The 21,518-nt window shown below is 40.7% G+C and carries 8 protein-coding genes; all 8 read left to right on the top strand.

The features are described from left to right. The first annotated feature begins 48 nt into the window (after window positions 1–48). Genes MFF31_RS23240 through fabD form a run of 8 tightly spaced genes read left to right on the top strand, consistent with a single transcriptional unit; the run spans window position 49 to window position 21,482 of the window. Window positions 49–7,812: an SDR family NAD(P)-dependent oxidoreductase gene (locus MFF31_RS23240; RefSeq protein ID WP_238191449.1), complete on the top strand. Its 7,764-nt coding sequence runs from the start codon at window positions 49–51 to the stop codon at window positions 7,810–7,812. A gap of 36 nt (window positions 7,813–7,848) precedes the next feature. Next, on the top strand, window positions 7,849–13,056 hold the full coding sequence (locus MFF31_RS23235) for an SDR family NAD(P)-dependent oxidoreductase (RefSeq protein WP_248565557.1): 5,208 nt from the start codon (window positions 7,849–7,851) through the stop codon (window positions 13,054–13,056). 46 nt (window positions 13,057–13,102) lie between these two features. Continuing rightward, the gene (locus tag MFF31_RS23230) at window positions 13,103–16,768 is read left to right on the top strand and encodes a non-ribosomal peptide synthetase (protein WP_238191447.1); all 3,666 of its coding nucleotides are present in this window, start codon (window positions 13,103–13,105) and stop codon (window positions 16,766–16,768) included. Continuing rightward, on the top strand, window positions 16,768–17,613 hold the full coding sequence (locus tag MFF31_RS23225; RefSeq protein WP_238192226.1) for a 3-hydroxyacyl-CoA dehydrogenase family protein: 846 nt from the start codon (window positions 16,768–16,770) through the stop codon (window positions 17,611–17,613). Before MFF31_RS23230 ends, MFF31_RS23225 begins: the two co-directional genes overlap by 1 nt. 46 nt (window positions 17,614–17,659) lie before the next feature. Beyond that, complete coding sequence (locus tag MFF31_RS23220) at window positions 17,660–17,911, top strand: acyl carrier protein (protein ID WP_238191446.1); 252 nt, start codon at window positions 17,660–17,662, stop codon at window positions 17,909–17,911. Window positions 17,912–17,933: 22 nt separating this feature from the next. After that, entirely contained in the window at window positions 17,934–19,070 is a 1,137-nt protein-coding gene (locus tag MFF31_RS23215) for an acyl-CoA dehydrogenase family protein (protein ID WP_238191445.1), read from the top strand. Window positions 19,071–19,090: 20 nt separating this feature from the next. Beyond that, window positions 19,091–20,161, top strand: coding sequence for an HAD-IIIC family phosphatase (locus MFF31_RS23210; RefSeq protein ID WP_238192224.1), 1,071 nt, complete (start codon window positions 19,091–19,093; stop codon window positions 20,159–20,161). 40 nt (window positions 20,162–20,201) lie between these two features. Beyond that, on the top strand, window positions 20,202–21,482 hold the full coding sequence (gene fabD / locus MFF31_RS23205) for an ACP S-malonyltransferase (protein ID WP_238191444.1): 1,281 nt from the start codon (window positions 20,202–20,204) through the stop codon (window positions 21,480–21,482). The last annotated feature ends 36 nt before the right edge of the window (window positions 21,483–21,518 follow it).

The raw sequence follows: 21,518 nt of genomic DNA, 5'->3' as shown, positions 1-21,518 counted from the left end.
CATGATGAGTATAGCAACCTAAATTATAGTAGAAAGTGGGGGAGATGCTTGCAAACCAACATCTATAATTATATCGTCAACAACACATCCAGCGGGAAAATTGATATGGAAACAGCTGTAGAAATGATTGCAATGCTTAAGCAAAGCGATACAAAAGTGCGAGACGATATTGCAATTATCGGTATGTCCGCATTACTGCCTGGTGCCCAGAATATAGATGAATATTGGAGCAACATACAGAATGGATTAGACAGTGTAGCAAACATTCCTCCTAATCGTAGTGTAGACAATGATAACTATGTCAAATTTATGGGGATCGATAAAGAAACAGTCAGATATCCCGAGTACGGATATTTGGATCATATTGATAAGTTTGATTACGATTTTTTCCGTGTGCCTCCTAAAGAAGCTAGCTTAACTGACCCACACCAAAGAATATTTCTAGAGCAAGCTTGGAAAACGATAGAAGATGCGGGTTATGGAGGAGGGAAGCTGGCTGGGAGCAAAACAGGCGTATATCTTGGATACACCCAAAGTCCAAAAGATTTATATGCAAAAATGGTTTATGATATCGACCCAACGTTGTTGTCCATCTCTACTGTAGGAAATATGCAAGCAATGACTGCTAGCAGAATTTCGTATTTTTTGAATTTGAAAGGACCTGCGCTTGTCGTTGATACTGCTTGTTCATCCGCATTAATTGCAATTGGGCTTGCCTGTCAAGCTATTAAACAAGGGCAATGCGATATGGCTCTAGCTGGCGGTGTTAAGTTGAATATTATTCCAATTGATGATGTAAATATTCGTATTGGAATTGAATCGAGCGACTGGAGAACAAGAACTTTTGATGATGCGGCTGATGGTTCAGGTGTTGGCGAAGGTGCGGGAGCCGTTCTTCTCAAACCTTTGAAGAAAGCGATAAAGGACGGAGATCACATCTATGCTGTCATTAAGGGTGATGCTGCCAATCATGATGGCACAACAGCAGGCATTACAGTTCCAAATCCAACATCGCAGTCGTCAGTCCTTCAGAAGGCTTGGGAAGAAGCGGGAATTGATCCGCAGACACTGGATTACATTGAAACACATGGTACGGGGACAAAACTTGGCGATCCGATAGAAATTAAGGGTATAGAGGGCGCGTTTCGTAAATTTACCGATAAAAAACAGTTTTGTGCCGTCGGTTCAGTTAAAACGAATATTGGTCATCTAAGTGAAGCTGCTGGTATTGCCAGTTTGATCAAAATGGCGCTTTCTATCAAAAACAAAAAAATTCCGCCATCTATCTATTTTCAAAAACCGAATAAAGCAATCGGCTTCAGTAATTCACCCCTATATGTTAATACAAAGTTAAGAGACTGGACAACATCGGGTCATCTGCGCAGAGGCGGGGTTAGTGGTTTTGGGATGAGCGGCACGAATTGTCATCTTGTATTGGAGGAGGCCCCTGTTTATTCAGCAGCTGATGTACTTCCAGACAGTCCTGAAATATTTACGATATCTGCTAAGAGCATGCCGGTACTAAGAGATCTCTTGAAGCAATATATCAACTATATGAAAGAAACGGATCGTATTCCGCCGTTGTCCCACATATGCTTTACTGCGAATACAGGCAGAGGCTCCTATTCCCATCGGCTTGCCTTTATCGCAACACATGTGGAGGACTTCATACAAAAACTACAGTATTGCTATGATCAAGAGCTGGAAACGCTCGACGAGTCATGGGCATGTTATGGCTATCACAAAATGGCACGTGCAAATAGTGAACCAAGCAACAATGAACTAAGCGAACAGCAAAAAAAAGAGCTTAGTTCGCTTGCTGAGGAGATAACGACGGGCTGGAATCAATCAGAACGGGATGATGCAGAATTGCTTGGAAAGCTCTGCTCTATTTATGTTAATGGGGCTGAAGTAAACTGGGACGAGCTTTATGAGGGGGAGAAAAGAAGGCGTGTCAGTTTGCCTACCTATCCTTTTCAGTCTAACCGATGTTGGATAGATTTCCCGGAAAGGGAAACAGGGATTGATGAATCGGCTAATACGCTTTATTACGAACCGATATGGACTGCCGTTGAAGGTACAAGTGCTGTCGACACATCAGAAGGAGCTGTACTCATCTATAGCGATAACAGATATGCACAGGACATTAACGCAGCAATTGTACAAGAGTGCAATAAAAATGATCGAAAAGTGATCATCGTAACGTTGGGCGATCAATTTGAGAAGCATAGCGATTTTTCTTATACGATCAGCAACAAACAAAGCGATTATGAGTCTCTGCTGAACGAAATCGGCGATTGGTCGTTATCTAAATTTATTCATCTGATGTCGGCAGCGGGAGGGAGTCCAATTGAGAGCATAGAGCAATTGGAAGCCAGTCAACATCATAGTCTCATTAGTTTCTTTTACTTTTATCAGGCTTGGAACAAAACTAGACCAAATGAGAAACTGGATATCGTTTTAGTAACGGAATACGCTCATGAGGTAGACGGTACGGAGAAGCAGATTAAGCCGGAAAATGCTACACTGTACGGCCTTGGGAAAGTTATGGCTAAAGAACATCCGGCATTTTCTGTACGAAGTATTGATAGGGATGCAGAAACAGAATTGGAGCTACTGACAGTTGAAATAATGTCCAGCTCTGGAGCATACGGCGTAGCTTATCGTAAAGGTGTTCGATACATTGAGCAATTTACTGCGATAGATATAAATAATGTTCCCGAGGATAAGGTAACGATTAAGGACGATGGCGTTTATGTCATTACCGGTGGAGCTGGAGGAATTGGACTTGAAGTTGCCAAATCATTGTCAAAGAGCGGTAACAATATCGTTCTTGCTCTAGTCAATCGTTCAGAATTACCGGAAAGAGAAACTTGGGACAACATTATCGCTGATGGAAAGAATCTGGGGGCTATCAATAAGATTATTGCTATACGCGAAATTGAACAATTAGGAGCCAAAGTTCATTATTATCAGGCTAATGCATCGAATGAGAAAGAGCTTAGTGCCGTACTTGATCATTTGCGCAGTGAGTATAAGGCCATTAATGGCGTCATTCACGCAGCTGGAATAGCTATCGATCAATTCCTTGCTGAGAAGCAGGAATATGTTATGCGAGAAGTGCTTTTGCCAAAGGTGAATGGAACTTGGCTGCTAAATAAATTGACGGAGCAGGATAATCTTGATTTCTTTGTAATGTTCTCATCCGTTGCTACTATTTTTAGTGGTGTGACTCAAGGAGATTACGTTGCAGCAAATGCATATATGGATGCCTTCACGCATTATCGTAACAGACTAGGAAAGAAAACGCTGACGATCAATTGGACGACTTGGAAAGAAACGGGCATGGCAGCAGCAACAGGTGCAGCTGTACAGACGATTTTCAAAACAATGCCGACAGCAAGAGGCATTGAAGGATTCACAACACTATTAAATAAAAAAACGAGCAGAGCACTGATAGGGGAGTTTAATTTCGACAGGCTCGGTATAGCTTTGATAGAAAAGTCTACTGTTAAGCTGTCGAAATCGTTGGAGCAACAACTAGAGCATAACAAGAAACAGATCAAAGACACTGGCAGCGCCTCCAAACGAGGTGCGAAGAGCAGTAATGGCGATGTGCGCCTTATTGGAAGAGATGGGGACACGTTCAGTGAAGCAGAGAAAAGGATTGCGAGTGTATGCAAGGAAGTGTTGGGGTACGACGAAATCGATATTTACGACAACTTTTTTGAATTAGGGGCGGATTCCATCCTGCTCATGCGTATTCACTCTGAATTAGATAAGAGTTATCCGAATCAATTAACGGTAGCTGACATGTTTGAACATTCAACAATTTCCAAGTTGGCCAATTATATAATTAGCAAAAGTTCAGCAGCACCGACAAAAGAAGGCAGACCACAGCGTGAAAAAAATACAGATGAAGAAATTGCGATTATCGGAATGTCCTTCCGATTGCCGATGGCAGAAAGCAGCGAGCAGTTTTGGGAAGCTATTCAATCAGGGCTGGATTTGGGCGGCGGTGTTCCTGATAGTAGGAAAAAGGATATCGAAAAGTTTATTAAGTTTAAAGGATATCCGCCTAATGCGATAGAGTTTGAGCGCGGCACCTATTTGGAAGATATCGATAAGTTTGATTATCGCTTCTTTCGATTGCCACCCAAAGAAGCAAGCACAACAGACCCCCATCATCGATTGTTCCTCCAGTCAGCATGGCATGCTATCGAAGATGCAGGATATGGTGGTAACAAAATAAATGGTACGAATACAGGTGTGTATTTGGGCTTCGCCTCTGCAATGGTTTATTACCATCGCATCATCAGTGAAATCGAGCCTGAGTCGGAAGCTTCGTCATTAATCGGTAATACGGCTTCAATCGCTACCGGTCGGGTCTCCTATTTATTTGATTTAAAAGGACCTAGCGTAGTTGTTGATACAGCCTGCTCTTCCTCCCTTACTGCTGTACATCTGGCGTGCAAATCCATTCGTATGGGAGATTGCGATATGGCTATCGCTGGTGGTGTTAAGTTGAATTTATTACCTATTTATCGCAGAGGACAGTCTAGGGGCATTGGCATGGAATCGGTAGATGGGAAAACCCGTACATTTGACCACTATGCGGATGGGACGGGATCGGGTGAAGGTGTAGCCGCAATCGTCCTCAAGCCGCTTAAACAAGCCATTAAAGACAGGGATCAAATCTATGCAGTGATTAAGGGGAGTGCTTCTAACCAAGATGGCAGTTCTGTAGGTTTAACTGCGCCAAATCCTGCTGCACAGGAAGCTGTAATGGTGAAAGCGTGGGAAGATGCAGCTGTTGATCCTGAAACGATATCGTATTTGGAGACGCATGGGACGGCCACCGTATTAGGAGATCCAATCGAAATACAAGGCATTCAAAATGCGTTTAAACAATTTACAAATAAAAAGCAATTTTGTGCGGTTGGGTCTTCTAAATCGAATATTACGCATTTAGGAGAAGCTGCCGGAATTGCAGGTGTGATAAAGGCAGTATTAGCGCTCAAAAATAAAGAAATTCCGCCAAATATTTATTTCAACAGACCTAACCGGAAAATTGACTTCAACAACTCCCCGATCTATGTAAATACAACTAGAAGAAAGTGGGAAACAGATGGATTTCCTAGAAGATGCGGAGTAAGTGGATTTGGAATGAGCGGAACGAACTGTCATGTCGTATTGGAGGAATATGCAGAGCAAACAAATCATGCAACAGCGATAGTTAAGAAAAAACCTAATCTATTAACGTTATCTGCTCATAATTTTGCTGCATTGCAGATATTGGTTAAACAGTATAAAGAACGAACGTTTATTGATGAAGGCCGAACCAACATTCACAACATTTGTTATACGGCGAATACGGGTCGGGGTCAATATGCGTATCGATTAGCTCTCATTGTTGAAAGTATGGAAGATTTAAATGAAAAACTGAGTGTGATTGAAACGAGTGATCTTGAACAATTGAATTTGCAGCATGTTTACTACGGTTACCATAAAGTCGTATCAGAGTCCAAATCAAACCGAGCAGTTGGTGAGATTGTTGAAAAGCAGCGCATTCAAATGAATAAGGAAGCCGAGGCATTCATTGCTGAATACGTGGACGGGGATCGAATTAACAGTAAGCACTTGGAGCGTCTTTCTGAATTATTTATAAGTGGAGCTGAAGTAAATTGGGAGGAGCTATATGTTGGAGAAGAGTTATTCAGGATCAGCCTTCCAACTTATCCCTATGAAAAAGAAAGATGTTGGATTGAAACACCGGAGTATGAGGAAATCGCAAATGAAGTTTCATCAGGCGGTTTATATTATGCGGGTGAATGGATTAGGCAAGATCTGCCAGCGGTAGAAAAAGCCCCTCAAGATGGTCCTATTCTTATTTTCTTGGATGAAAAAGGCCTAGGTGAACAACTAACGAAACGTTGGATGGATGAAGGAAAAGAAGTTGTAAAAGTTTATCTGAGAGATCAGTTTAAGAGAGTGGCGGAGTCTCATTACCATGTTAGCGGCACAGTAGATGATTATGTTAAATTGCTGAAAGAAAATAAACATCGAAAGTGGAGCAAGATCATACATCTTTTCAGTGTTGTGCCGGAAGATATAGCAAATACTTGGGATGGATTTCAGGAAACCCAACTTCGCGGACTTTACAGTTTGTTTTACTTCACCAAAGCGGTAGCGACGGTTGGATTGAGTGCAGTAGCTGATATGGTGATCATATCCGACAATGTGGATGCCGTGACAAATAAGGAAACTATTATAAATCCTTGGAATGCTTCCTTATTTGCACTTGGGAAGTCAGTGAGATTGGAATTGCCGAATCTCCTTTGCCGCTGTATTGATATCGACGATCAGACGGCAATGGAAACAGTAATTCAGGAAATGAATATGCCTTCGGGAATCTATCAAGTGGCTTACCGTGAAAACGAAAGATATGTGGAGAAATTTAAGGAATACGCTATGGAAACAGCACCAGAACAACCGGTTGAGATCAAACAAGAAGGTGTCTACCTTATAACAGGCGGAACCGGCGGCATGGGAGTAGAAGTTGCCAAGTATTTAGCAGCCAAAAAGAATGTCAATATTGCTTTGCTGAATCGTACCCCAATGCCAGATAAACATTTGTGGGATGGAATTGTAAGTCAGAACAGCCGGACGGATTACAAAATCATTGAACGGATTAAGTCAGTGCGAGAAATTGAAGCGATCGGCGCTACTGTTACTTGTTTTGGTGTTGATATAGCCGATCGCACAAAAATGGAAGATACAGTAAATGAGTTAAGAGAAAAATATGGACGAATTAATGGTGTTGTGCATGGAGCAGGGGTTGGGGGCGAAGGATTCCTTTATATTAAGGATGAACTAGTATTCAATGCAGTTGTCCATCCGAAAATAACAGGAACCTGGATTCTCGACAAATTAACCGAGCAAGATCAACCGGATTTTTTCGTTATGTTCTCATCGATGAGTTCTCGATTTGCAGTTCCAGGGCAAGGCGATTATGCAGCTGCCAACGCATTTCTTGATGCTTATTCAAAGTTCAGAAGTATTAGAAATAAAAAGACTTTATCGATTAACTGGGTAGTATGGAAAGAAACAGGGATGGGAGTCGAGTTCGGCGTTAACGCCGATGGAGCCTTTAAAGCGCTCACTACTGCGAGAGCGATGAAAGCTTTCGACGAAGCCTTAAATAAGCGTGTGCAAAATGTACTAGTTGGAGAAATCAACTTTGGTTCGGATATATTGTGGGAGCTTGATTTAGTACCGCAATACATGGATACCCATATTGAAGCTGCATTGAAGCAGTCGTGGAGAAAGCTTGAAGCGAGACAACAGGCTTCTCAGAAGATGATTGAAGGTGACATCAAGCTAACGGGAAAAGACGGAGATGACTATGATGACACGGAAGCTAAACTTGCCGAAATCTATTGCCAAGTGCTAGGTTTCAATGAAATTGATATTTATGATAATTTCTTCGAGCTTGGCGGAGATTCTATTCTACTTAGCAGAGTCCATGTTTCATTAGAGAAACTATATCCCGGTAGAGTGCGATTGCTAGATTTGTTTGAATACACGTCAATCTATAAGCTATATCATTTCCTTAAATCCGAAATGGTAACTGAAGAAGACGATGATCTTCAGAATGCAGCGTTTAGAGCGGATGATGGGGAACAATTATTCGAACAAGTCAGTGCAGGTCTGGACACATTGGAAGACACCAAAAAATTATTTGATGATATTTATGATGGAAGTCTCTCAATCGAACAAGCCATCGATCGTCTGACTAAACCAAACACATGAAGTTGAATACTATTGTTGCCGAGAGGATAAATGGATATGGATCATCTTTACAACTATATACTGAGGAAAGCAACCGAAGGAAAAATAGCTAAAGAGGACGCCATTCAGTTGGTCGCCATGGTTCGGGATGGGCAGCAAAATAGTAAGGATGACATTGCAATTATCGGGATGTCGTCCCGTATTGCTGGAACGGAATCCGCTGAGGAATTTTGGAACAACATCGAATTAGGGATGGAATTGATGGGTTCATTCCCAGTCAAAAGAAGTGAACAAATCGATAGCTATTTATTAAGCAAGCTGGATAACTTGGACTGGGAACTAAAATATTTGCCAGGTGCGTATTTGAATAAGATTGACTCCTTTGATTATAGCTTCTTCCGAATCACTCCCAAAGAAGCAGCTCTCATGGACCCGGCCCAGAGGCTGTTCTTGCAAACGGCATGGGAAGCCATTGAAGATGCAGGGTATGGAGGCAAGAAGCTGGTGGGCAGCAACACTGGTGTATATACAGGATATTCTAGCAGTTCAAGTTATCACACGATGATTTTGGATACAGACCCGGCATCTGCTTCCACAGCTTTAACAGGTAATATTGCTGCGATGTTGCCGGCTAGAATTGCTTATCTACTAGATTTAAAAGGCCCTACTCTCATTTTGGATACCGCCTGTTCATCCTCTTCAGTTGCTATTCATTTAGCCTGTACAGCCATTCGGAATGGCGACTGTGAAATGGCGCTGGCAGGCGGAATTCGAATAAACCTTCTGCCGCTGGACAATGCAGGTTTGCAGCTTGGTGTTGAGGCAGCGGACGGAAGGACTCGAACATTTGATTCATTTGCTGAAGGTGCAGGTTGGGGAGAAGGTTCCGCTGCTATTCTTTTGAAGCCGCTAAGCAAGGCGAAAAAAGATGGCGATCATATTTATGCTGTGATCAAGGGTAGTGCTGTTAATCAAGACGGGGCATCGATTGGCATTACTGCTCCAAATTCAGCCGCGCAGGCAGAAGTGCTACTAAAGGCTTGGAAAGATGCTGGTATTGAACCGGATACGCTATCTTACATTGAAGCACATGGCACAGCAACACGACTAGGAGATCCACTCGAAATTGAAGGTTTGCAAAAAGCCTTTCAAAAACATACAAAAAAGAAACAGTTTTGTGCGATTAGTACGGTGAAAACCAATGTAGGTCACTTGTACGAATGCGCTGGAATTGCTGGTGTAATCAAAGCGGCTTTATCGTTAAAGCATAAAAAAATACCAGCGTCTGTTCACTTTAATGTACCAAACAAAACGATTGATTTTAGCCAATCACCCGTATATGTAAATCGTGCAACAAAAGACTGGGAGCAAGCTCATCATCCTCGCAGATGCGGAGTAAGCGCATTTGGGTTAAGCGGAACAAACTGCCATATCGTATTGGAAGAATACGTTCCCGAAACAATTATGAATGATCCGTATTGTAGCCATCCTAACGTGCTTTTGTTGTCAGCAAAAAGCAACGAGTCTTTAAGCGGTATTATCGAAAGCTACATACCGTTTCTAAATAAAGAGCAGCCCCTTTTAATGAGAGATTTATGTTACACGGCAAATACGGGCAGAGGTCACTATTCACAGCGTATTGCTATTATTTTTGAGAACAAGGCAGATTTGCAAAATAAGATAGGCCGGCTAGCAGGCAGCAGATTAGGCGAACAAAATTATGACTATATGTGGTACGGTTCGCATAAAGTTGTGTCCAGCAACAAAAAAGAACTAATGGCCAACGAAATAAAAGAAGCAAAAAGAATGGAACTTTCTCGTACAGCAGCACAGCAACTAACGGCGTTTATTCAAAGCGGAAAAACGGATATATCCGTTCTTCAACAACTTTGCGAATTATATGTTAATGGTGCTGACATTAATTGCGAAGATTTGTATAGAGGTGAAGGCAGAAACAAAATAGCTGCACCATTATATGTTTTTGAACAAAATAGCTGTTGGCTGGATATGCCATCGGCAGTAGCCAATAAGAGCAATGAAGATGGTTTGTTCTATGGAATGGAGTGGAGGAAAAGCAACGAAACTTTCTCCCTATCAAATCGAAATAATAAAGAAGGCACAGCCGTCATTTTCAAAGATCGATCTGAAACGGGGAGTATGGTCATTAATTCGCTCCGTATGCATCATGAGCACGTAATTGAAGTCGATTTAGTAAATGAAATGATATACAACAAGCTTTCCAGCTACAGTTACCAGATTGATGGTTCCAAGGATAGTTATATGAGATTAATGGGTGATCTTAAAGAGATCGTCATCAGCCAAATCGTTCATTTATTTACACGGATTTCAACATCCAATGAAGACACAGTGCAAAGCCTAAGGGAACGGCAAAAGGTTGGTGCATATAGTCTTTTCTATTTAGCTAAATCAATTGCTAACGCAGGTATTCACAATGAAATCGATTTCCTTATTCTGTCCCAGTATGCCAAAGAGGTTAGTGGAGATGAACCACGGATTATCCCAGACAATGCCTCTGTCTACGGAATGGGAAAAGTGATCATGAAAGAACAGCCCTATTTAAAATGCAGATTTATCGATTGTGATGAAGTTACCCCATTCACTACGCTTATTAATGAGCTGCACTCAACTAGTAACGACTATGCTACAGCGTATAGGAATAATGAAAGATTTACGGAAATGTTTACTGAAATTTCAATTGAAAAAACAAAGACCGACCATCTGCCTTTAAAAGAACAGGGTGTTTATATCATTACTGGCGGGCTTGGAGGTATTGGCTTGGAGATTGCTAATTATTTTGCCTCAAGGCAGAATGTAAAATTGGCTCTCGTAAACCGAAGCACAGTGCCTGCTCGCACACAATGGGATACAGTGCTGGAGGGCAATGATTCAGAGAAACTTAAGAAAAAAATTCGTGCAATAAAAAATATCGAAGCTTTAGGTGCTACTGTTGAATTAATCGGTGCAGATGTTAGTGACTTTTCCGAAATGGAAAAAGTGATAGCCGATTTGAAGCGGAAGTACGGTGTCATTAACGGCATTATTCATGGTGCTGGATTATCTAATGATGGGCCGCTTGCTGACAGAAGCGACAGTATGTTTGAAGCGATTTATTCGCCTAAGGTTTACGGAACTTGGATTCTAGATAAGTTGACTTCTGGTCAGCCTTTGGATTTCTTTATTATGTTTTCCTCAGTTGCAACGATGTTCAGTGCTTTCGGACAAGGGGAATATGCAGCTGCTAATGCCTATATGGATTCATACGCTGCATCTCGGCATAAAGCAGGGAAACGCTTCCTCTCAATAAACTGGACAACATGGAAAGAAACAGGAATGGCATTTAATAGCGGTCATGTTATGGATACAATCTTCAAAACGTTGCCAACTGCCAAAGGAATTGAAGGATTTGCTTCTTTGCTGAGCAGCGATGTGAAGCAAGCCCTAATTGGACAAATCAATTACGAGGGTGCAGGTTCTCTGCTGCTTGAACGTACAGGTGTGGTCTGTTCAGATGACATAATGTTTGCGCTAGCACAAAAAAAATCGAAAAAACGTGCACCAACATCGGTTAAAAATGCAGTGAAAGAACGAAGTACAGGCGGGGGTATTGTAACTGGACGAGAGAATGGCATTTATTCAGAGTTGGAAATGAAGATTGCTACATGTTGCCAAACGGTATTCGGTTTCGATGAAATCGATATTTACGATAATTTTTTTGAAATGGGAGCAGATTCTTTAGTTTTAATGAAGCTTCAAGGTGAATTGGAGTCACAGATATTTGAAACGGTTTCCATTAGTCAGTTATTTGAGTATACAACCATTATCCAACTGTCGGAACATTTGGAGAGCAAAATGGCTAATAAGCCTTCAGCATCCAGTTCAATTAAATATCCAGTATTGCAGAACGTGCAAGCTAATGACATTTACCCGGTTTCTTATGCACAGAAACGAATGTTTTTGGCTTACAAAAGGGAGCCTGCTTCGGTAAGCAATAATCAATACAGAGTCTCTATCCTCGAATATCGGGTAGAACCAGAGCGAATGGAGCTTGCGATTCGTCGAATGATTGAAAGACATGAAATTTTGCGGACTGCAGTAATGATCAAAGGTGAGGAGATTGTTCAACAAATTAGAGAAGATGTTGATTTTGAACTTGCTTATTGGGAAGCAAATGAAAAATCAGCACAGCATATTATGGATAACTTCAAACAACCGTTTGATTTAAATGCGCCACCACTGTTTAGAATGGGCTTGATTAAAGTTAAGGAAGATAAATTTTTCCTATTGTATGACGCTCACCATATTATTACCGATGGCGTATCGATGGATATTTTCATGAAGGAACTTGTTCAATTATATAGAGGAGAATCTCTTCCTAAACCTATTTATCACTATAAAGATTATGTAGATTGGCAACAGCAATGTATGCAATCAGACTTTATGAGAGCGCAGAAACGATATTGGGAAACCGTATTTGAAGATGGAATTCCAGTCCTTCAAGTACCTACCGTCTACCCTCGATCTGAATATTTTACATTTGAAGGTAGCGTCGCGACCCATTTTGTAGATCAGGCGTTAACCGATAAGTTGAAAAAGCAAGTGCTTGCTAGTGGTTCAACACTGTATATTTTGTTATTGGCAGTCTATTCGATTCTTTTATCTAAATATAGTGCTCAAGAAGATATTGTCATTGGTTCTCCTGTAGAAGGGCGTCCAAAACGTGAGCTGGATAGAATGCTGGGGATGTTCATTAATATGATCGCAATGCGTGTTAAACCAGCCAAGAAAATGACATTTAGGGAATACCTCGCTGAAGTTAAAAAGATTGCATTACTAGCTTTCGATCATCAGGATTATCCACTTGATGAGTTGATTAATTCATTAAACGTAAAAAGAAGTTCGAATCGTCACCCGCTATTCGATACTGTATTTGTTTTTCAGAACAATCCCGTAACAGACTCATCCAATAACTTACATGGCCAATCTTATGGAGAGGTCTACAATTTAACAGACTATGATTTAACATTTGAGGCTTTGGAGCGGGATGGAGGGCTCCAATTCAGACTGGAATACTCCAAAAAACTGTTTGATCATGAAACCATTCAGCGAATGCTCCTCGATTATGTAAGTATAGTGGAACATATTTCTGAGCAGATGGATATGCAAATTCAAGACATTACATTATCTGACCAACTCTCGTGGCGTTCACAACAAAATGAACATGAAACCATTAATTTCTACTTCTAATTCTATGTTAAATCAATGAAACATTTAGAGGAGGGAGGGAAGCAGGATGAAGGACGCATTTATAGAAAATATCCTTTTATCCAGTGGCAGGTGGGACGAAGAGCGAGAATACTGGTTGAATAAACTAGGTTCTTCTATTGAAATGAGCTATTTTCCTAGTGATATGCGAGATGTAGGGGGAAATCTAGAGTTAATCGAAGATGTGTATCAACGTTCTTTTCCAGCAAAGTTGGTTGAGCAAATGGAAAGGCTGTGTCGACAGTCTGAACAAGGTCTTTATTCATTGCTTTTGTCGGGTGTTACTTATTTGCTTCATCGGTATGCAGGCGATAGATCAATTATGCTTGGTAAGCCAGCAGACTTGAAAGCAGAAGGAAATGGTATCGCTGCCGACTTGAACTTAACGGCTATCAAAGTAGAAGTCGATGAAAATACAACCTTCAAAAATTATCTTATGCTCGTAGCACGTACTTTTCAGGAGGCTCAAAGAAACAGCAGCATTCCGTTTCGCAAAATAGTAAGTTTGCTGAAGGATGAAGCTGATTCTGCAGTACCCCATTTCAAAACAATTGTTTTAATGAATACGCTGCATGTGCCAGTTCGCTTGCAGGAAGTCGAAGGGACAATCATTTTTCGATTGTTAAAAACGGAGGAGAGCCTTCAACTAAGAATCGAATATGATCGTTCAATGTATTCAAGTGATTTTATTGCAGGCATTTACCATCATCTTGTTGCTTTCTTTGAAGAAGTATTGGAAGAGACAAGTATACCTCTAAGACAAATTCAGATGTTAACTTCTATGGAAATCCATCAGATCGAATCACAATTCAATAATACAAAGATTCCTTATCAATGCGATAAAACGATACATGAGCTTTTTGAGAATCAAGCAATGTTGAGTGGTGATCTAGTAGCTATTTGGTTCCGAAAAAGCGGACTTACATATGCTGAGCTAATCATTCGGGTTAATCATCTTGCTTACCAGCTCAGAGAAAAAGGTGTGCAGCGCAACAGCGTTGTAGCCGTGATGATGAACCGGTCGCCCAATATGCTTACAGCGCTGCTTGCCGTACTGAAATCTGGCGGTGCCTATCTCCCCATTGATCCAAGTTACCCTATCGAAAGAATCAAACATATGTTGGATGATAGCGAGACGAACCATCTACTAACAGATACCAGCTTAGTTGGCAAAGTAGCATTTAGTGGAGAAACGATAGACGTCAACAATTACTTATGTTCAGTCGATTCAACGCTTTCCTTAACGAACATAAACAGTTCAGATGATACGGCTTATATGATCTATACCTCTGGTTCAACAGGCAAACCAAAAGGAGTATCGGTATCTCATCGTTCAGTCATAAACTTCTTTAAAGGAATGACGGACAGGCTTCCCTTCAAGCAAGGGAAAATAATTGCGGCTTTAACAACGATATCTTTTGATATTTTTGTACTGGAAACATTATTGCCGCTTACTCAAGGGTTGAAAGTTGCATTAGCAAGTGAAGATGAGCAGCAGAATTCTGCACAATTGAAACAATGGTTGTTTGATAATCAAGTAGAGATGTTGCAAGCAACGCCATCCCGTATGCAACTTTTTGTTAATGAAAAGGATGGCGAAAGTAATTTAAGTTGTATAACTGAAATTATGGTTGGTGGAGAAGCTTTCCCGGAGGAACTGTTAAAAAAAATACAACGAAAATTTAACCAAGCAAAAATCTTTAATATGTATGGCCCAACGGAGACAACGATTTGGTCGTCGATCAAAGATGTAACGCATGCAGCAGTTGTAAATTTAGGCAGACCTATTTCCAACACAAAAATGTATATTGTGGACAAATCGTTAAGGACAGTTCCAATAGGTGTCGCGGGAGAATTATGTATTGCTGGGGATGGAGTTGCAAAAGGATACTGGCAACGAGATGAACTGAATGCCGATAGGTTTCTAGATTGTCCGTTTGCGGGCGGTGGAAAAATGTATCGGACAGGTGATTTAGCCAGACGACTTTCAAGCGGAGAAATTGAATATTTAGGTCGGCTTGACCAACAGGTGAAGATCAGAGGGTATCGGATCGAACTTGGTGAGGTGGAAAATGTGCTTACATCCTTTGATTCAATTGCTGCTGCTGCATGTGTGGCAAAGAAGGATAAGCAAGGGAACAACATCATTTGCGCTTATTATGTTTCATCGTATTCTCCTCCAGTAGAGACATTAAGAGCGTTTATGTCTTCTCAGTTGCCCGAATACATGCTTCCATCTTTTTATATCACAATGGAAAAACTGCCTTATACGCCGAATGGGAAAGTTGATCGGAACGCATTGCCGGATCCATATGCAATAGGCCGTAATGGCGTTCTAGTGGAACCCCCTGCTAATAAATTGGAAGAAACGTTGCTTGAAATTTGGAGAAATGTATTGGATGTCAAACATCTCGGTGTAAATGATGACTTTTTTAATGTTGGAGGGCACTCCTTAAAGGCAGTGAAATTGGAGTGGGAGCTGGAAGTAGCGGGGATTGTTTTTGAGAGTGAGGACATTTATCGATTCCCTACCGTAAGGAAGTTTGCTAATCGGTTAATGGGGAATACAGGAATTACAGGAAGTACAGTTCCTGCTTCGCCAGTCTCAGTGAACATTGCCAGTGCTGCAACGATAAGAGAAGCTGAAGTCGTCATGATTGCTAATGAGCATTTAGTTGAACCTTTTAACGATTTATTTTACAAAGAGTGTTTTTACAATTCATTGTTCCCTGTCGTTCATTATTATCAACAAAACATTCTTCCTATCTTAATTCAAGATGTCATATTGTATGAGTTTGATAGGGACACTAAGACGTTTAAGGTGGACTACAATACGGCTGCGCCTGTTGAACAAGTATTGGATGAGATGAATATTAAGGTTGATTCAAAAATAGTGAGCCATTCAGTAGTAGAAGACCTGAAAGCTTCAATCTCATCCAATAAGCCGGTAATTATACGACTCGATAGTTATTATGCTTCCAACCGCAAGGATACGTATTTAAAAAAACATTGGCCTCACTCATGGCTTGTCATTGGCTTCAACGATGAGGCAGAAATGTTCTGTGTCATCGAACATGACGATATAGAAAATTTAACTTATGAAAAGTGTTGGGTCAGCTACAAAGATATAGTAGAAGGATACAACGGATATTTTAAATTTAATACAGGCAAACATACTTATTACGAGTTTACTGAAAAAAATGAGAGCGGAGTAGTGTCACTATCGTTTACTGGGAACGAAGTACAGCATTTTGCATCCATTATGGAACAGAAAAAGGAATTTGTTTATAGCGCATTGGAACAGCTGAGTCTTTTTGCAAATGTTATAAAAGATGCATTGTCCGGGAAGCTGATCATTGAACAATACGCTGATAGTTTGATTGACGCGCTTAACCAAATCATAAATGCAAAACTTGTAGAAAAGTACCGTTATGAACAATTATCTCGCGATATGGCTGAGCTTAAAGGAATTGTCGATGAAAGTTTAGATGTATGGGTTTTGATCAGAAAAGGAGTAGCAAAATCGATTTTTGCAGCTAAACTTACGCCCAAAGCAGTAGCTTTCCTTACTGAACAGCTAGATCTAGTTTATACACTAGAGCGTCAATATGTAGATAAAACGTATCGGCTTTTGGGTCAAGTCATTGAACAGTCAATAGAAACTATCGCGGATAGAGAGGGGATAAAGAAGTGATGAAAATTGGAGTAATCGGCGCGGGTGTTATGGGCTGTGGTGTTGCTCAAAGTTTGGCTCAATCGGGCCTACAGGTCGTGTTAATTGACATTACGGAAGTGAGATTGGATCAAGCCAAAGCAGTTATAAAAAACAACCTTCGTTTCCGCACTTTTTTTGGGTCAAGTTCCGGAAGCTCGGAAGACTCGGAAGTGATTATGGATAGAATTCGCTTTAGTACAACGTATCATTCCTTGCATGATGTCAGTTTTGTTATTGAAAATGCGACGGAGAGTTGGGAGGTGAAAGAAAGCATCTATAAAGAAATTGATCCTATTTGTAATGATGCTTGTATATTCATGGTCAACACCTCTTGCATATCCATTACTAAGATAGGAGCATTAACGAATCGTGCTGATAAAGTAATTGGAACCCACTTCATGAATCCGGTACCAGCCAAAAAAACGGTTGAAGTAATACGCGGCTATCATACTTCAAATGAATGCATTGCTTCCGTCGAAGACCTAATGGGCCAAATGGGTAAAGATATTATTTTGGTTAATGACTACCCTGGTTTTGTGTCGAATCGAATATCTCATCTGTTTATGAATGAGGCTGCATTTGTTGTGCAAGATCAAGTTGCGAGCCCGCAAGAGGTGGACGATATATTCAAAAAGTGCTATGGACACACAATGGGACCGCTTGAGACAGCAGACCTCATTGGTCTTGATACAGTTGTCCATTCATTAAATGTGTTATATGAAAGCTATCAGGACTCCAAATTCCGTTGCTGTCCTTTACTAAAGAAGATGGTAGAGGCGGGATTGCACGGCAGAAAAAGCGGCCAAGGGTTTTACAGCTATTAATATGAGCAAAGATGTGACCAACTAATTGATAGGAGTGTGTAATGATATGGAAGAGATTAAAGTGAAAATCAGGGCGTTTCTATTCCGATTTTTTCGCAAACGTGCATTGGAAGATCATGAAGATATTTTCGAATTAGGGTTCGTTAATTCTTTGTTTGCGATGCAATTGGTGATGTTTTTAGAAAAAGAGTTTGGCATCGTTATTGAGAGCAAAGATATGGATCAGGACAATTTCAGATCCATTAATCGAATGGTTAGTCTAATTCAAGAAAAGACGACTGTAGATCAAAGTTCATAATATAGTTTCAGGGGTGAATGCGTTGAAAATAGAATTGACAACCGAACAACTGAAATGGCAACAGGAATTTATACAATTTACAAATGAAGAAATTATTCCATATGCTGCTCAGAACGACCGAGAAGAACGAATTGATCCCCAACTAATAAAGAAAATGATTGAAAAAGGTTATTTAGGATCTATGTTGCCTAAGAAGTATGGCGGAATGGAGTTAGACAACATTACGTTGGGTATTTTGAACGAAGAGATTGGACGCGGCTGTTCATCCGTAAGAAGTTTGCTTACTGTCCATGGGATGGCTGGATTAGCCATTTTGCGATGGGGGACGGAGAGTCAAAAGGATTATTGGCTGCCGAAATTAGCTGCCGGTGAAGTGATAGGAGCATTTGGATTAACAGAGCCGGAAGTTGGAAGCGATGCTAAAAGTATGGAGACGACAGCCCTGCTCCAAGATGAACATTACATTGTAAATGGCAAAAAAAAGTGGATCACAATGGGGCAAATTGCCGATATTTTTCTCTTATTTGCTAAGTGTGATGGGAAACCGACAGCGTTTATAGTGGAGAGGAATCGTGAAGGATTTCGTGCGAATTCGATGTTTGGACTGCTGGGTGCTAAGGCATCGATGATTGCTGAATTAACGATGGACAACTGTATCATTCCAATTGAGCATAGGCTCGGTCAAGTAGGAACTGGTCTATCGCATGTTGCATTGTCCTGCTTGGACTATGGCAGATTTACAATTGCATGCGGCTGTGTAGGACTTGCCCAGGCATGCTTAGATGCTTCATTGCAATATGCCAGCAATAGAGTTCAGTTTGGAAGGCCAATCGGAGACAATCAACTCATTCAAAAAATGATTACGGAAATGGTAGTAAATGTGAAAGCGGCAAGGTTGTTATGTTATAAATCAGCTTATTTAAAAGATATCAGCGATCCTGACAGCATTATGGAAACGTGGGCAGCTAAATATTTTGCTTCCGTAATGTCAATAAAGGTAGCAAACGATGCAGTCCAAATCCATGGAGCTAATGGTTGTCACAATAGTTATCCTGTTGAAAGATATTATCGCGATGCAAAGATTAACGAAATCATTGAAGGTACAACACAAATGCACGAGATGCTAATTGCTGCCCAGGAGCTGAGATCAGTTCAATAATTTCGAAGGGAATGATCGTGATGAACACTCAAGTTGAAGATATAGAAAAAAATAAGGTACTGCGCAGGGCTAAATGTGTGGTTTGGGATTTAGATCATACGATTTGGAATGGGATTTTATTAGAAGACACTACTGTCGAGCTCCATGCTCATATTTTGAACGTAATAAAAACATTGGATGAACGAGGCATTCTTCAATCTATCGCGAGTAGAAATGAATATGAAGTTGCCATGGGAAAATTAAAGGAGTTTGGAATTGACGAATACTTTATTTACCCGCAAATCAATTGGAACAATAAATCTACTTCTATCAAAACAATTGCAGAGTCGATTAATATTGGAATAGACACAATTGCTTTTATTGATGACCAGCCATTTGAGCTGGAAGAAGTGAAGTATTATCATCCCGATGTGTTCTGTATCGATGCAGCGCAGACAATATCGCTGTTGGATTTTCCAGAAATGAATCCGACGTTTATTACCGATGACTCCAAAAATCGCCGTCAATTATATAGAAATGATATTGTAAGAAATCAGATAGAAAGCGACTATGAAGGGTCGCAAGAAGAATTTCTATCCATGCTTGGCATGGTATTTACAATATCTCCGGTTGAAGGGGATGATCTAAAGCGAGCTGAGGAATTAACAGTACGGACTCATCAATTAAACGCAACAGGCTACACGTACTCTTATGAAGAATTAGATCAATTCCGTCATTCGCCGAATCATAAGCTGCTCATCTCCGGATTGGAAGATAAATACGGAACCTACGGAAAAATTGGCTTAACGTTATTAGAATGCAAGGAAGGTGTATGGGTTTTGAAGCTGTTGCTTATGTCCTGCCGTGTCATCTCTAGAGGAGTGGGGGGCGTAACCTTAAATTATATTGCCAAGTTGGCTCACGATTCAGGAAACGTTTTGCGGGCAGAGTTTGTACCTACAGATCGGAATCGAATGATGCTGCTCACTTATAAATTTGCTGGTTTTAATGAAGTAGGTCAAAGGGATGGGGTAATTATACTCGAACATGATTTCTCTCGCATTCAGAGTGTACCTTCATACATTACGTTGAACAGTACTGTGCAGCAATAGTTTGCCATTCGAAACATACATAAATAGGGAGGAATTAGTAATGGAAAAGATCGCATTTTTATTTCCGGGCCAAGGTTCACATTATGTGGGGATGACTAAGGGCCTGTATGACCAATATCCAATCGTCAAACAAACGTTCGAGGAAGCAAACGATGTATTAGGATACAATCTTACATCACTTTGCTTTGATGGTTCACTTGCGGAGTTGAGCAAGTCAAAAAATGCCCATCCAGCCATATTAGCTTCCAGTGTTGCGAGCTTTCGCGCTTATATGCAGGAGTTTGGAATTGTACCCCAGTTTCTTGCGGGGCATAGTTTAGGGGAATATTCTGCTTTTACTTGTGCTGGAGCGATACGATACGATGATGCAATAAAACTTACTCATTATAGAGGTAAGCTCACAGATGAGTACGCTGACAATGGTATAGGCGCTATGACCATTATAGACGGTGTCGAAAGAAGCGTAGTAGAGGCTGATTGTAAGAAGATGGTGACTGAAGGGAAACAGGTATCCATATCTTGTTATAATACGGGCAATCAAACGGCGATTTCAGGCGATAATGATTCAGTTATGGAGCTCGAAGGACTATTGCTGGAGCATGGAGGACAAGTAACCCCATTACTTGCAAGTGCGCCTTTTCATAGTCCATTAATGCAGAAGTTGGCAGAGGAGCTGTCAGAGAAACTCAATAGTATCCAATATGGCTTTTTTAAATATCCCGTCATTACAAATATTAATGCACAACCAACAGCCCATCCCGAAAAAATATCCAACAATTTATTTCTCCACCTTACGAAACCTGTTCAATGGGAAAAAACGATGCACTATATGAAGAAAAAAGGAGTAACACTTGCGGTAGAGATGGGTGCCAAAAATGTGCTGACTAATATGGTCAAAGCAAATGTAGATGGAATTGAAGCTCTTTGTTACGGTTCCAAGGAAGATCGGAAAAAGGTAGAGCAGATATTGTCCCAATACCCGGGGTTGAAAAAGCATATTCCAACGATTATAACGAGATGCCTTGCAGTTGCTGTTGCCACACCTAATCAGAACTGGGATAACGAAGAATATCAAAGCAAAGTTGTTAAATCGTATAGAAGAATTCAAGAAATCCAAGATTTAATCGAAGAAATGGGAGAGAAGCCAACGCTTGCTCAAATGAGAGAATCTCTTGATTTGTTAAAAATCATATTAGAGACTAAAAAAGTTTCCGCAAATGAACAAGCACTATGGTTTCAACAAATTATTGATGAGACTGGGATGTATTACGAGCTAAAAGAATATCTTCCGCCTGCAACTGTAGCTGAACTAATATCCTAGTGACATTACAGAAAACAAAGAGGGTGAAATGTTATG

This window comes from Paenibacillus sp. L3-i20 (genome assembly GCF_022180385.2).
Classification (GTDB): Bacteria; Bacillota; Bacilli; order Paenibacillales; family Paenibacillaceae; genus Pristimantibacillus.
Note: the sequence above shows the minus strand (reverse complement) of the source record. Positions and strands in the feature narration are given on the sequence as shown.

Coding starts and splice junctions, on each gene's coding strand:
- MFF31_RS23220 (WP_238191446.1), top strand. CDS start 17,660: ATGGAAGAGATTAAAGTGAAAATCAGGGCGTTTCTATTCCGATTTTTT.
- MFF31_RS23225 (WP_238192226.1), top strand. CDS start 16,768: ATGAAAATTGGAGTAATCGGCGCGGGTGTTATGGGCTGTGGTGTTGCT.
- fabD (WP_238191444.1), top strand. CDS start 20,202: ATGGAAAAGATCGCATTTTTATTTCCGGGCCAAGGTTCACATTATGTG.
- MFF31_RS23235 (WP_248565557.1), top strand. CDS start 7,849: ATGGATCATCTTTACAACTATATACTGAGGAAAGCAACCGAAGGAAAA.
- MFF31_RS23210 (WP_238192224.1), top strand. CDS start 19,091: ATGAACACTCAAGTTGAAGATATAGAAAAAAATAAGGTACTGCGCAGG.
- MFF31_RS23230 (WP_238191447.1), top strand. CDS start 13,103: ATGAAGGACGCATTTATAGAAAATATCCTTTTATCCAGTGGCAGGTGG.